This window comes from Pseudoalteromonas sp. 2CM36K (assembly GCF_023161865.1).
Classification (GTDB): Bacteria; Pseudomonadota; Gammaproteobacteria; order Enterobacterales; family Alteromonadaceae; genus Pseudoalteromonas; species Pseudoalteromonas tetraodonis.
The window spans coordinates 126,441-139,963 of record NZ_JALNTK010000001.1; the positions used below are offsets into that span (position 1 = coordinate 126,441).

Sequence of the window (13,523 nt, forward strand, 5' to 3'; positions counted from 1 at the left end):
TTTTAGAAAAGGACAGGGAGTTTTTTACTTCCTTTCAATTGTTAACTCATTACTTCATTGAGCCAAATAATACACTAGTATGAGCCAAAATATTGCATGTTTGATTAACAGAGATAATTTAGATACCACGATTTAAAGCTAAAAAGGCAACTAACAATCATAACATATTGATAAATATAGTCTAATTGTAATGGAAACAAAGTAGCCAAGTGATACGTTTATATATTTTTCAAATACTTAAGAGAACGAAAAAACAAAAAAGCCACCAGTTATAAACTGGTAGCTCCAAGTTCATTCAATAGCCCGTTGATTCAAGCGGGCTTTTAACTTATTAACGGTGGCTGTTAGCCAATTTTTTTGTACTTAATACGCTTAGGCTGTGCAGCTTCTGCGCCAAGGGTCTTTTTAAGCCACTCTTCGTACTCAGTGTAGTTACCATCAAAGAAGTTAATTTGTCCTTCGTCGCGGTAATCTAAAATGTGCGTTGCAATACGGTCAAGGAACCAACGGTCATGCGATATACACATTACACAGCCTGGGAACTCTAAAATAGCGTTCTCAAGGGCGCGAAGTGTTTCAACATCAAGGTCATTGGTTGGTTCATCCAGTAGTACTACGTTACCACCGGCTTTTAAAAGCTTAGCAAGGTGTAAACGGTTACGCTCACCACCAGATAAGTCTTTAACAAATTTTTGCTGATCGTTACCTTTAAAGTTAAAACGGCTAACGTAAGCACGGCTTGGGAACTCAAAGTTACCAATTTTTAGCACGTCTTGGCCGTCAGAAATCTCTTCAAATACAGTTTTGCTTTCGTCCATGTTGCCACGGAACTGATCAACGGTTGCAAGCTCTACAGTTTCACCTACGCTAATGCTGCCGCTATCTGGTTGTTCTTCGCCACTTAGCATTTTAAATAGGGTTGATTTACCCGCGCCATTGGCACCAATAATACCCACAATAGCGCCTTTAGGCATGCTAAAGCTTAAATCATCAATTAAAACACGGTCGCCAAAGCTTTTACGTAAGTTGTTTACTTCTAATACTTGGTCACCTAAACGTGGGCCAGGTGGAATAAACAATTCGTTGGTTTCGTTACGTTTTTGGTAATCAGACTGCTGTAGCTCGCTAAACTGTGCCATACGCGCTTTTGACTTAGCTTGGCGACCTTTAGGGTTTGAACGCACCCATTCAAGTTCTTGTGCAATTGATTTTTGACGTGCTTTTTCAGATTTTTGCTCTTGCTGTAAGCGGGCATCTTTTTGCTCAAGCCAAGAAGAGTAGTTACCTTCCCACGGAATACCTTCACCACGGTCAAGCTCTAAAATCCAGCCAGCCACATTATCAAGGAAGTAACGGTCATGCGTTACCGCCACAACGGTGCCTTCGTAGTCATGTAAGAAGCGCTCAAGCCAAGCAACCGACTCAGCATCTAAGTGGTTAGTTGGCTCATCGAGAATAAGCATATCTGGTTTTTCAAGTAATAAACGACAAATAGCAACACGGCGGCGCTCACCACCTGAAAGGTGCTCAATTTTAGCGTCCCACTCAGGTAAACGAAGTGCATCGGCAGCACGCTCTAAAACGTTATCGATATTATGACCATCGTGCGCTTGAATAATTGCTTCAAGCTCACCTTGCTCTTTTGCAAGGGCGTCAAAGTCTGCGTCTTCCATTGCGTACTCGTTGTACACTTCGTCAAGGCGGTTTAGTGCGTGTTTTACTTCACCAACAGCTTCTTCAACTATTTCGCGTACTGTTTTGCTTTCATCCAGTACTGGCTCTTGCGGTAAGTAACCAATTTTAGTACCCGGTTGAGGGCGAGCTTCACCTTCAAAGTCTTGGTCAACACCGGCCATAATGCGAAGTAATGTAGATTTACCAGCACCATTTAAACCTAGTACACCAATTTTAGCGCCAGGGAAAAAGTGCAACGAAATATCTTTTAAAATTGTGCGCTTAGGTGGCACAACCTTAGATACTCGACTCATCGAGAATATAAACTTATCAGGTAAAACCATGGAGGAAAGCCTTCAAATAATAATAAAAATTTCAATGCTGTATTGTAGTTGTTGAGGGGTTAAACAGTCAACGAATGGGGCTGTTTTAAAGTACATATTCAATTTGTACAAACCGGGTGAATAATTTTCATTTGGACATCTATACATCTAGAGGTTGATATTTTTAGCATTCTGTTCATAATGAGAGCGTATAAATTCTCGGTTTTTATGAGTAGGAGTAAAATATGCCAATCACAGTGAAAGACGAGCTACCGGCTATTGCCCGTTTGCGTGAAGAAAACGTGTTTGTAATGCCAAAAAGCCGTGCAAAAACGCAAGAAATTCGCCCAATGCGTTTGGCTATTTTAAATTTAATGCCTAATAAAGTAGAAACCGAAGTACAGTTTATTCGTTTGCTTGCTAATTCTCCTTTGCAAGTAAATGTAGAGCTATTGCGCTTAGATACGCACCGCAGCAGTAGCAACTCAGAAGAGCACTTAGATACCTTTTACCGTTATTTCTCTGAGGTAAAAGATAATAACTACGATGCGTTAATTGTTACCGGCGCGCCACTAGCACACCTTGAATACGGCGATGTAGCCTACTGGGATGAGCTAAAAGTGATTATTGACTGGGCAGAGCAACACGTTACCTCCACACTTTACTCATGCTGGGCGGCGCATGCGGCGTTGTATCATCGTTACAATTTAAAACGTGATTTAAAAAAAGATAAACTCTGTGGCGTATTTACCCACCAGTGTTATTTTGATCACGGAGCACTTACTCGTGGCTTCGACGACACCTTTTTAGTGCCGCACTCACGTTATGGCCACGTTGATATAAATAAAATTAATGCCTGCGACGATATAGTGGTATTGGCAGGCTCTGAAAAAGTAGGCGCTTACTTAATGAAAAATAAGTCGGGCAGCCAAGTGTTTATAACCGGCCACCCAGAATACGATGCCGATACATTAAAAGCAGAGTACGAACGCGATTTACAAAAAAGCCCAGACGCGCCAAAACCCGAAAACTATTTTCCAGATAACGATGCAAGTAAAAAGCCGTCTAAAACGTGGCAAAGCCACGCCTTTTTACTGTTTTCAAACTGGTTAAATTACTACGTGTACCAAACTACACCTTATGATATTAATTTAGTTAGCCAAGATGTGAGGACTAACAACTATGCCGAATAACGTGCCAAACAAAAATAAGCAAAGCGAATTAAGCGCTGCACTAAAACAGCGTATTTTAATTTTAGATGGTGCAATGGGCACTATGATCCAAGCGCATAAGCTTGAAGAAGAAGACTACCGGGGTGAGCGCTTTAAAGACTGGCACGTGCTAATAAAAGGCAATAACGATTTATTAAGCCTTACCAAGCCCGAGTTAATTGCTGATATACACCGCAGCTTTTTAGCCGCCGGTGCGGATATTATTGAAACCAATACTTTTAATTCGACCACCATTTCGATGGAAGATTACGACATGGCAAGCATAAGCCGTGAGGTAAACCTAGAGTCGGCTAAATTAGCACGCGCAATATGTGACGAGTTCACTGCTAAAAACCTAGAAAAGCCACGCTATGTAGCCGGTGTGTTAGGGCCAACCCCTAAAACCTGTTCTATCTCGCCAGATGTGAACGACCCAGGCTATCGTAATATTACCTTTGATAAGATGGTTACTGCTTATGTTGAGTCTACTCTTGCATTAATGGAAGGCGGCGCTGATTTAATACTTATTGAAACCATTTTCGACACCCTCAATGCAAAAGCCGCCTCATTCGCGGTAGAAGAAGCGTTTGAACAAGCCGGGCGCACATTACCAGTGATGATCTCGGGCACCATTACCGATGCCTCAGGGCGAACGCTTTCAGGGCAAACAACTGAGGCATTTTATAACTCTATTCGCCATATTAAGCCTATTTCAATTGGCCTCAATTGCGCCCTTGGGCCAGACTTACTTCGCCAATACGTAGAAGAGCTTTCGCGCGTGTGCGAAACCTTTGTCTCTGTTCATCCTAACGCGGGCTTACCCAATGAGTTTGGAGAATACGACTTAGAAGCAGACGACATGGCTGCCGAGATTATCGATTGGGGTAAATCGGGCTTTATAAATATTGTTGGTGGTTGCTGTGGCACTACGCCTGCGCATATTCGTGCGTTTGCCAAAGGGCTTGAAGGGGTTAAACCTCGCCCATTACCAGAGCTTGATGTACGCATGCGTTTGTCAGGCCTTGAAGCCTGTAACTTAAACTAGGAGCCAACATGACACAGCAAATTGCAGTATTTACCAATGTTGGTGAGCGTACCAACGTAACTGGCTCGGCCATGTTTAAACGTTTGATCATGGAAGAAGATTATGAAACAGCCCTTAATGTTGCTCGCGAACAAGTAGAAAATGGCGCCCAAGTTATTGATATAAACATGGACGAAGCCATGCTGGACTCAAAAGCGGCCATGGTGAAGTTTTTAAACTTAATTGCCTCAGAGCCTGATATATCTAAAGTGCCTATAATGGTCGACTCCTCTAAATGGGATGTAATAGAGGCAGGACTTAAATGTATTCAAGGCAAGGGCATTGTTAATTCCATTTCACTCAAAGAGGGCGAAGAGCCATTTAAGCGCCAAGCTAAAATTATTAAACGCTTTGGTGCCGCCGCTGTTGTAATGGCATTTGATACCGACGGCCAAGCCGATACTGCCGATCGTAAGTTTGAAATTTGTGAGCGCAGCTACCGTATTTTGGTCGACGAAATTGGCTTTCCGCCAGAAGACATTATATTCGATCCCAATATATTTGCCGTAGCCACCGGTATAGAAGAGCACGACAACTACGCTGTGGAATTTATTGAAGGCACACGCCGTATTAAGCAAAACTTACCGCACTGTAAAGTGTCGGGCGGGGTGTCAAATGTATCGTTTTCGTTTAGAGGTAATAACCCGGTACGCGAAGCGATTCACTCGGTATTTTTATACCACGCGATAAAAGCGGGGATGGATATGGGGATTGTAAACGCAGGGCAACTTGCGGTTTACGACGACATCCCCGAAGAACTTCGCAAAGCCGTAGAAGACGTAATTCTTAATACCGATTCAGGTGCAGGTGAGCGCCTTGTAGAACTTGCGCCTAAATATTCAGGCATGGCACAAGCCGAACGCGTAGAAGATTTAGAATGGCGCACATGGCCTGTTGAAAAACGTCTAGAACACGCGCTTGTTAAAGGTATAACCACCTTTATAGATGAAGACACGGAAGCGTGCCGCGCTGCCGCCGATAAACCTATTCACGTGATTGAAGGGCCATTGATGGATGGCATGAACGTGGTAGGGGATTTATTTGGCGCAGGTAAAATGTTTTTACCCCAAGTTGTTAAATCAGCCCGTGTAATGAAGCGCGCAGTGGCCTACCTAGACCCATTTATTGAAGCCGAAAAAGAAGAAGGCGCCACTAATGGTAAAGTGGTTATGGCCACCGTAAAAGGTGACGTGCACGACATAGGTAAAAATATTGTAGGCGTGGTACTGCAATGTAATAACTACGAAGTAATCGACTTAGGCGTAATGGTACCTGCCGAAAAAATACTGCAAACAGCTATCGACGAAAAAGCCGATATTATAGGCCTTTCTGGTTTAATTACCCCATCGCTTGACGAAATGGTACACGTAGCCAAAGAAATGACCCGCCGAGGTTTTGAATTACCACTTATGATTGGCGGCGCAACCACCTCAAAAGCGCATACCGCAGTAAAAATAGAGCCGCAGTACGACAAAGGCGTGGTGTATGTAAATAACGCCAGCCGCGCGGTGGGTGTGGTATCGAGCTTGTTATCTAAAGAGCTAAAACCCGCCTTTTTAGAAAAAACCAAAGCCGAATACGACAAAGTACGCGAACAACAAGCGCGCAAAAAGCCGCGCTCAAAACCGGTTACCATACAGCGCGCCCGCGATAATGCTGCAAAGCTCGATTGGGATAACTACACCCCACCCGTGCCGAAAAAGCTGGGTGTGACCGAATTTAAAAATGTATCAATTTCGACTTTACGTAAATACATAGACTGGACCCCGTACTTTATGACCTGGTCAATCGCCGGTAAATATCCGCGCATAATGGACGATGAAGTCGTTGGTGAGCAAGCACGTAGCTTATTTAAAGACGCTAACGATATGCTCGACGACCTTGAAAAGTCAGGTGCTTTGCAACCTTTAGGTGTCATTGGTTTATTCCCTGCAAACCGCGTGGGGGATGATATAGAAATTTACACCGACGAAACTCGCAAAGAGTTGTTAGCCACCTCGTGCCATTTACGCCAGCAAACCGAAAAAACCGACTTTGCTAATTACTGTTTAGCCGACTACATTGCGCCAAAAGGCATACCTGATTACTTTGGTGCGTTTGCGGTAACGGGCGGCCTAGAAGAGGACGACCTCGCCAATGCGTTCGATGCCAAGCAAGACGACTACAATAAAATAATGGTTAAAGCAGTTGCCGACAGGCTCGCCGAAGCCTTTGCAGAATACCTACACGAGCAAGTGCGTAAAGAGTATTGGGGATATGCACCAGATGAAAACCTGCCTAACGATGAACTCATTCGCGAAAACTACCAAGGTATTCGCCCAGCACCGGGTTACCCAGCGTGCCCAGAGCACACCGAGAAAAAGAAAATTTGGCAACTACTCGATACCGAAAAGCGCATTGGTATGCAGCTCACCAGCTCCTACGCCATGTGGCCAGGTGCTGCTGTTTCGGGCTGGTATTTCTCACACCCAGAGGCAAAATACTACGCCGTAGCCGCGGTGCAAAAGGATCAGGTAGAAGATTACGCCAAGCGAACTAATATGACACTCGCAGAGGCTGAAAGATGGCTATCGCCTAACTTGGGGTATGAGCCTGATTAGAAGAGCAGCGGTCAAAAGTTGAAGCGGTCAGTTTTTAGCTGTCAGCTATCAGTAAAACAAAAACGAGCCAAGTTAGGCTCGTTTTTTATTTTAAGAACTAGGTTGTTTACAAAGAGTTTATTTAGTGGAATGATTAATCAATATATAAATTCCCGTTTTAGGGGGCACTAACTAAGATAATGGGTAATGTTAAGCTATTGGCTTTTTTAAAAGGATTTACATGAATAAAAAAACTTCAAACTTAGTCATTATATTTTTATCTGCATTCATTACATCGTTTGTTAGCCGCTATTTAACTGATTCAATAATAAACCTAAAAGATCTACCTTTCTATATGGAGTTTTTACTTTTCCTAGCTATTTATTTGGTAATTTATTTCCCACTAAATTGTGTATTCGAAAAATTCGTTGTTAAGTCAACATCTGATAGTTAGAAAAACAGTAAGGCAGAATGAAGCATAATGAGTCAGAGGGTTCGCTATACAAGGCTTTTCAGGTATTTTTGCTTATTGTTTTGTCGCATATCTGTGTAGCAATCGGCTTGCTTTTAACCACTTTTAAACAAGGCAATTTTATGAAAACGATTGGTATATTGGGTGGTATGAGTTGGGAGTCAACAGCCAGCTATTACAAAGCTTTAAACGAAGGCGTTAAACACTCATTGGGTGGGCTACATAGTGCTAAAATTTGTATGGTGAGTGTTGATTTTTCGGAAATTGAAGCGCTACAGTATCAAGGCGATTGGCAACAAACAGCTAAGTTACTCACCAAGGCAGCTAAATCGGTAGAGGTTGGTGGTGCCGACTTTTTACTTATTTGTACCAACACTATGCATAAAGTGGCCGATGAGATTGCCAGTAATATTACCATTCCCATTTTACATATTGCCGATGCCACCGCTGAGCAACTAAAGCTCGATAACATTACGCGAGTAGGGTTGTTGGGCACGCAATTTACAATGGAGCAAAACTTTTACAAAGAGCGTTTAACCAATAAGCATAACATTGAGGTATTAATACCTGAACCTAATGAGCGAAAGCGAGTGCACGGGGTTATTTATTCGCAGTTATGCCAAGGTATTATTGATGACGATTCGCGAGCTGATTATGTGCGCATTATAGAGCGCTTATTTGCACAAGGCGCGCAGGCCATTATTTTAGGTTGTACTGAAATCGCCTTGTTGGTAAAGCCACAACATACGCGGGTTCCGCTTTACGATACCACCAAAATACATGCCGAAGCAGCAGTGAAGTTAGCGCTGGCAAAATAGTTAAGCTTGAGATAACAAAAAAACCGCCAATTGGCGGTTTTTGTTAGCAAGTAAAGCTGTTAACACGCTTTATTTTAATGACCTTTCTCAAAGTCATTTACTTCGCGCTCGGCTTCCTCTTTCGATTTACCGTATTTTTGCTGAATTTTACCAACAAGCTCGGTACGGCTACCTTCAATTTTATCTAAATCATCGTTAGTAAGATCGCCCCATTTTTGTTGCGCTTTACCTTTAAGTTCTTTCCAGTTTCCTTCGATACGATCGCTATTCATAATTAGCTCCTTATTAAGAGTGATGATTTTTCATTTTAAAAGCGTTACTAATAAAATGATTTTTAACGTTCACTTATAAAATTGCAAAGGCTATACCAGAAAGTAAAATGTTTAATTTTATTTATATATCAATTGTTTATGGTTTTTTGATGCGTAAAGTTTTTTTGCTGGTGGGGAGCTTTATAAAAATTCTGCAGGGTGGCTTGTAATTATTGCAGGGACTGTGACTTCAGGGGCTGTTACTTCAAGGGGGATTATTGCAAGTACACTGTGCTAGATTTTATAAGAACAAAAAAAGCGAGCTATTAAAGCTCGCTTTGCTGTTTAATAAAGGAATTAATGTCTAAAGCTTGGCATTAGCGCAGGAATGCCTGGCAGCATACCTACCAGTGCCATTACACTGGTTAATAACACAAACATAATAAGCGGGATGACCCAGCGACTCATTCGCGATAAATCAGCACTTCTTTCTTTACAGCCAATAAGGCCTAAGTTATCCAAAAGCATAGTCAGTGACCAACCAAATGCAGGGTTTACTAAGCTTGAGGCAAACACCACAATAGCGGCTGATTGCGTGGTTTTACCTTCACGGGTCATTTCCATACCCGCTTCAAGTAGTGGAATAAACACCCCTACAATTAAGGCAACACACAATACTGGCTGCCAAATAGCTAAGTCCATTGGATAGCCCCAAACACCCGCGATAGTACAAAATAACGCAGTTAAAATTGCGCCTGCAGGAATAGGGCGTTTTGCAATAGCAGCAGGAACAATGTAAGTGCCCCAAGATGACGCAAAGTTAGCTCCGCCTAATAGCGAGCCAAAGGTTTGTCTTGTTGATGCGCTAAGCATGGTATCGTCAATATTCATTTGTACTTTTTCAGTACGCTCTGGGTAACTAATTTTTTGAAATACTTGATGGCCTAAAAAGTCAGGCGACCACATAGCAACTGCTAAAACTGCAAAAGGAAGTACAACTACAAAGCTTTCAGCGGTTGGTAAACCAAGCATCCAACCAGTGTTTTCCCCCCACCAGTACATAGGGTTCATGTTTGGTAAGCCCGGTGCGGTATGAAACTCAAACGGTGCGCCCAATGCAAAAGCAGTAAAACCACCAATTAAACAGCTCAGTGGTACGGCTAACCAGCGTTTTTTGTAATGCTCCAACAAAGCATAAAGTAAAATTGTGGCTAAGATTACGATAAAGGCAATATGGGTCATTTGAATTTCTTCAGCCCATGCAAACAGCTTTTTAACTTGTGAGATGGTACCCACAAAGCCTAAATAGAGGAGTAGGCCACCACACACCCCTTTACTGGTGAGCTTGGCCATGAGGCTGCCGCCTTTACTAAATGCTAATATCAATCCAAAGGCACCTATGAGTAAACCAAAGGCCATAGGGTGTCCGCCTGCGGCAACTACAATAGGAATTAATGGAATGAGTGGGCCATGAGTACCCGCTAAGTTAGCGGTCGGTAAAATAAAGCCCGAAAATAGTAAAATAAATAGCGAAACAATTAAAAGTTCGTAGCGTACGTTTTCAAGTACAAAGCCATCACTTAAACCCAAAGGGCCTGCAAACGTAGCAGCAATGGCTGCAACCATGACTATTTTACCTATAGTAGCGGCCATCGCTGGAATGGTGTCTTCAAATTCAAAGCGATAATCTCTAAATGGTAAATTTGGACGCCAGCGTTTTGGCTGCATAATTTGCAGCTCGTGCTCTAGGTAAGCGTCGCGGCTTTCAAACTCAGAGCTGGGCTTATGAAGATTTTCATAGCTATCGGACACGGTTTGAGTATCCGCTCTTGGTATAGCATCAGATGAATTATCATCTAGCGGCTTGGTGGTCATGACTTCTCCTGCAACTTAGTTGCTAACTCAAAATAAAAATACAGCTTTTACAAAGCAAATGAACATTGAGTGCGCAGGGTAAAACAGCTTGCTACAGATTGTAATTAGGCAAAAGGTCGTGCATAGCCCAGTTTAACGCTTTGTAAGTGTTAACAAAAATAGCAAAGGGATGTGTTGTAAATGGCTTGTTAAATCTAAAAGATATTTAAATTCAATGTCTTATGTTTTTGTTTTTACAGTGTGCTCTTGCCATGCATAATAGCAAAAAGGTCATAAAATCAGCAGATTCAGCAGCAATCATTCTTTAGTCTAATAAAGGTGGCGTTAGCCGCTATTTGCTTATTATAAATACAATTAGCCGCAAAGTTGCACAAAAGCTAACAATACTAAGCTTTAACGGAACGACTATTTTTGGACTCAAGATAGGGTTTTGAAAGGTAATAATAGGAGTAAAGTAAAAATATAGCGCAAAGTGACTAAATAAGAAAATGAGCTCGGCGATAAGCTTACAAAATTTATCAGGGATGAAACGCATTTTATTTGGTTTGTCAGCGCAGCAACAAGCGCGGATTAATGATTCACAGCAAGATGAATTACGTCAACAGCAAGCTTGTTTTAAGCAAATGAGCTTTACCAAAGGCATAGAAGGAATAGTGAGTAATAGGCATCGTGCTGATCAAAATAAGCGCAGCAGCAAGAGACTAAAACGTTAGACGAAATGATCAGCCAAGCACATAGTTGTACCCTACATAAATAACTGCTAATTTTTGCTACAATGGCGGCAAAGTAATTTAGGGTAAATAGCGTGCTGCCGGTTCAAGAAATATATAACTCACTTATTGATGCATTAAAAGCCAACCCAATCACCTTACTGCAAGCGCCGCCTGGTGCTGGTAAATCAACGTGGTTGCCATTACAGCTTATGCGCGATGGGCATTATAAACACATAGTGATGTTGGAGCCTCGACGCTTAGCTGCACGTAATATTGCCAATTACCTAGCCCAATGCCAAAACGAAACGCTGGGGCAAAGTGTCGGTTTACGGGTCCGAGGTGAGAGTAAAGTAAGTGCGAACACGCGCCTTGAAATAGTCACCGAAGGCATGCTTACGCGCATGTTACAAAATGACCCTGAGCTCAGTGATGTTGATTTACTGATTTTTGATGAGTTTCATGAGCGTTCCATCACAGCAGATACCGCGCTGGCTTTTGCTTTAGAATCGCAAGCGGCACTGCGTGAAGATTTAACTATTATGCTGATGTCGGCCACCCTTGATAGCGAACGCTACACTGGGTTTTTTAATTGCCCAGTAATTGAGTCAAGCGGGCGAAGTTACCCCATTGACGAAATATATTGCCCAATAAAAGATGAAAGCCGCTGGCTTGATGCCATCCCCGCTATTATAAAACAAGCACTCAATGAGCAAACCGGCAGTGCGCTGGTATTTTTACCCGGTCAACGAGAAATACTGCGCGTGCAACAAGCATTGAGCGACTTACCTAGTAACTGCCTAGTCGCCACTTTATTTGGTGAGCAAGATAAAGCCAATCAACAAGCTGCAATAGCACCTGCGCCTCAAGGGATGCGAAAAGTAGTACTGACCACCAATGTTGCCGAAACCAGCTTAACCATTGAAGGTATTCGAATTGTGATTGATAGCGGCAAGCGCCGTGCAGCCAGCTTTAATTTAAAAACCGGTGTAACTGAGCTGACGACTCAAAGTATATCTCGTTCATCGGCAGTACAACGCGCAGGGCGTGCAGGACGAATAGAACCAGGGGTTGTGTATCGTTTAGGTTCAAAACAAACTTTTGAGCGACGAAACAGCCACGATAACCCTGATATTTTGACCTCAGATATTAGCCAACTGATGCTTGAGGCAAAGCAATGGGGCGCAAGCATTAGTGAACTCACCTTACTTGACCCGCCGAGTGAGCAACAATGCAACCAAGCTACCAATTTATTATCTATGCTTGAAGCGATAGATAGCCACGGTAAGCTCACCGCACTGGGGAGTAAAATGTTGGGCTTTGGTGCCGATATTCGCCTAGCGCACATGTTATTAAAAGCGCAAATGCTAGAACCACAGTTAAGCGGAATTTATCGTTTAGCTATTTATTTAGTCGCCTTACTAGAAAGCCGAGTTAGCACTGCCAATGAGCTCAACCTAGCACTGCATAGTCAACAGCAGCGTCCGCATCCTGTGTTTAAGCAACAATTAAATTATTGGTTAAAACGCTTAAAATTTACCGACAGCAAAACAGACTTAAACACCGATCATTTAAGCTTATTAGTTTCGCTTGGCTATCCAGATCGCATCGCTAAAAAACGCGGCAATGGATACTTATTAGCAAATGGCGCAGGGGCCGAGCTAAACCCTGACTACTGGCATAATGACGAATATATAGCTATTGCCAGTATGGGCGGACACAAAGGCGAGCGTATTTTTTCTGCCACGGCGCTAAATCCATTAGCGCTTAAAGAGCATTTACCGCATTTATTCACTGAGTTGACCCGCTGCGAGTTTGATGAAAAAGCTGCTCGGTTTATTCATCAAGATGAAGTAAAACTTGGAGAAATCACCCTTAGCAGCCAACCAAGTAAACATAAGCTTGATAAAACAGAGCGTGCCAAGGCATGGCTTAGTGTGTTTGCCAAACAGGGCTTTTCACTGTTTAACGAGCAAAAAGAAAGTGAGCAGTTACTTATTAGAATGTGCCTAGCCAGCAAATTGATGCCAGAACAATTTCCTGTTATTAATCAGCAGCAGCTCATTGAAACAGCAGGTGATTGGTTAGGGGTATACCTTGAAGATATTAAAACCCTTGAGCAACTTAAAAAGTTTAATTATTTTGAGGCACTACAAAACTGTTTTAATTGGCAACAGCAAAGCGAGCTAAAATCTTTACTCCCACTGCGACTAATAGTACCAAGTGGCTCTAACATAAAAATTGAATACCAACTTGATGGCCCCGCCAAGCTTAGTGTGCGCATGCAAGAAGTATATGGTTTAACCAGTACACCTATGCTAGCTAATGGTAAATTAGCATTGCTAATAGAGTTGTTATCGCCAGGCAAGCGTTCACTACAGTTAACCCAAGACTTAGCACATTTTTGGAATAGTAGTTACCGCGAGGTACAAAAAGAGATGAAAGGGCGCTACCCCAAACATTTTTGGCCAGACGATCCTGCCAATAGCGTTGCCACTAATAGAGTAAAAAGCAGAATGTGATCAC

The 13,523-nt window shown here is 42.6% G+C and carries 9 protein-coding genes; 6 read left to right on the forward strand and 3 right to left on the reverse strand.

What is annotated here, in order from left to right; all coding sequences use genetic code 11:
- Positions 1-344: 344 nt before the first annotated feature.
- Positions 345-2,018 (reverse strand): energy-dependent translational throttle protein EttA, encoded by a 1,674-nt coding sequence (gene ettA, locus MTN97_RS00580; protein WP_055252958.1) that lies wholly within the window; start codon positions 2,016-2,018, stop codon positions 345-347.
- Between the two features lie 224 nt (positions 2,019-2,242).
- Between ettA and metA the strand changes: the two genes are divergently transcribed.
- The 4 genes from metA to MTN97_RS00600 all read left to right on the forward strand — a co-directional run bounded on the left by metA (position 2,243) and on the right by MTN97_RS00600 (position 8,161).
- Positions 2,243-3,190, forward strand: coding sequence for a homoserine O-succinyltransferase (gene metA / locus MTN97_RS00585; RefSeq protein ID WP_248473337.1), 948 nt, complete (start codon positions 2,243-2,245; stop codon positions 3,188-3,190).
- Complete coding sequence (locus tag MTN97_RS00590) at positions 3,180-4,253, forward strand: homocysteine S-methyltransferase family protein (protein ID WP_248473339.1); 1,074 nt, start codon at positions 3,180-3,182, stop codon at positions 4,251-4,253. Before metA ends, MTN97_RS00590 begins: the two co-directional genes overlap by 11 nt.
- A gap of 8 nt (positions 4,254-4,261) precedes the next feature.
- Complete coding sequence (gene metH, locus MTN97_RS00595) at positions 4,262-6,892, forward strand: methionine synthase (protein ID WP_248473341.1); 2,631 nt, start codon at positions 4,262-4,264, stop codon at positions 6,890-6,892.
- A gap of 573 nt (positions 6,893-7,465) precedes the next feature.
- Positions 7,466-8,161 (forward strand): aspartate/glutamate racemase family protein, encoded by a 696-nt coding sequence (locus tag MTN97_RS00600; protein WP_248473343.1) that lies wholly within the window; start codon positions 7,466-7,468, stop codon positions 8,159-8,161.
- A 74-nt stretch (positions 8,162-8,235) separates the two neighbouring features.
- Here the strand turns inward: MTN97_RS00600 and MTN97_RS00605 are convergent, their stop codons facing one another.
- On the reverse strand, positions 8,236-8,433 hold the full coding sequence (locus MTN97_RS00605; protein ID WP_010391132.1) for a CsbD family protein: 198 nt from the start codon (positions 8,431-8,433) through the stop codon (positions 8,236-8,238).
- Between the two features lie 336 nt (positions 8,434-8,769).
- Positions 8,770-10,287, reverse strand: coding sequence for a DUF3360 family protein (locus MTN97_RS00610; RefSeq protein ID WP_248473345.1), 1,518 nt, complete (start codon positions 10,285-10,287; stop codon positions 8,770-8,772).
- A gap of 488 nt (positions 10,288-10,775) precedes the next feature.
- Between MTN97_RS00610 and MTN97_RS00615 the strand changes: the two genes are divergently transcribed.
- Together MTN97_RS00615 and hrpB are read left to right on the forward strand one after the other, a co-directional pair.
- A complete protein-coding gene (locus MTN97_RS00615) occupies positions 10,776-11,000 on the forward strand; it encodes a hypothetical protein (RefSeq protein WP_248473347.1) in 225 nt (74 codons plus the stop codon).
- 92 nt (positions 11,001-11,092) lie between these two features.
- Positions 11,093-13,519 (forward strand): ATP-dependent helicase HrpB, encoded by a 2,427-nt coding sequence (hrpB, locus tag MTN97_RS00620; RefSeq protein WP_248473349.1) that lies wholly within the window; start codon positions 11,093-11,095, stop codon positions 13,517-13,519.
- Positions 13,520-13,523: the final 4 nt, after the last annotated feature.

Coding starts and splice junctions, on each gene's coding strand:
- ettA (WP_055252958.1), bottom strand. CDS start 2,018: ATGGTTTTACCTGATAAGTTTATATTCTCGATGAGTCGAGTATCTAAG.
- metA (WP_248473337.1), top strand. CDS start 2,243: ATGCCAATCACAGTGAAAGACGAGCTACCGGCTATTGCCCGTTTGCGT.
- MTN97_RS00590 (WP_248473339.1), top strand. CDS start 3,180: ATGCCGAATAACGTGCCAAACAAAAATAAGCAAAGCGAATTAAGCGCT.
- metH (WP_248473341.1), top strand. CDS start 4,262: ATGACACAGCAAATTGCAGTATTTACCAATGTTGGTGAGCGTACCAAC.
- MTN97_RS00600 (WP_248473343.1), top strand. CDS start 7,466: ATGAAAACGATTGGTATATTGGGTGGTATGAGTTGGGAGTCAACAGCC.
- MTN97_RS00605 (WP_010391132.1), bottom strand. CDS start 8,433: ATGAATAGCGATCGTATCGAAGGAAACTGGAAAGAACTTAAAGGTAAA.
- MTN97_RS00610 (WP_248473345.1), bottom strand. CDS start 10,287: ATGACCACCAAGCCGCTAGATGATAATTCATCTGATGCTATACCAAGA.
- MTN97_RS00615 (WP_248473347.1), top strand. CDS start 10,776: ATGAGCTCGGCGATAAGCTTACAAAATTTATCAGGGATGAAACGCATT.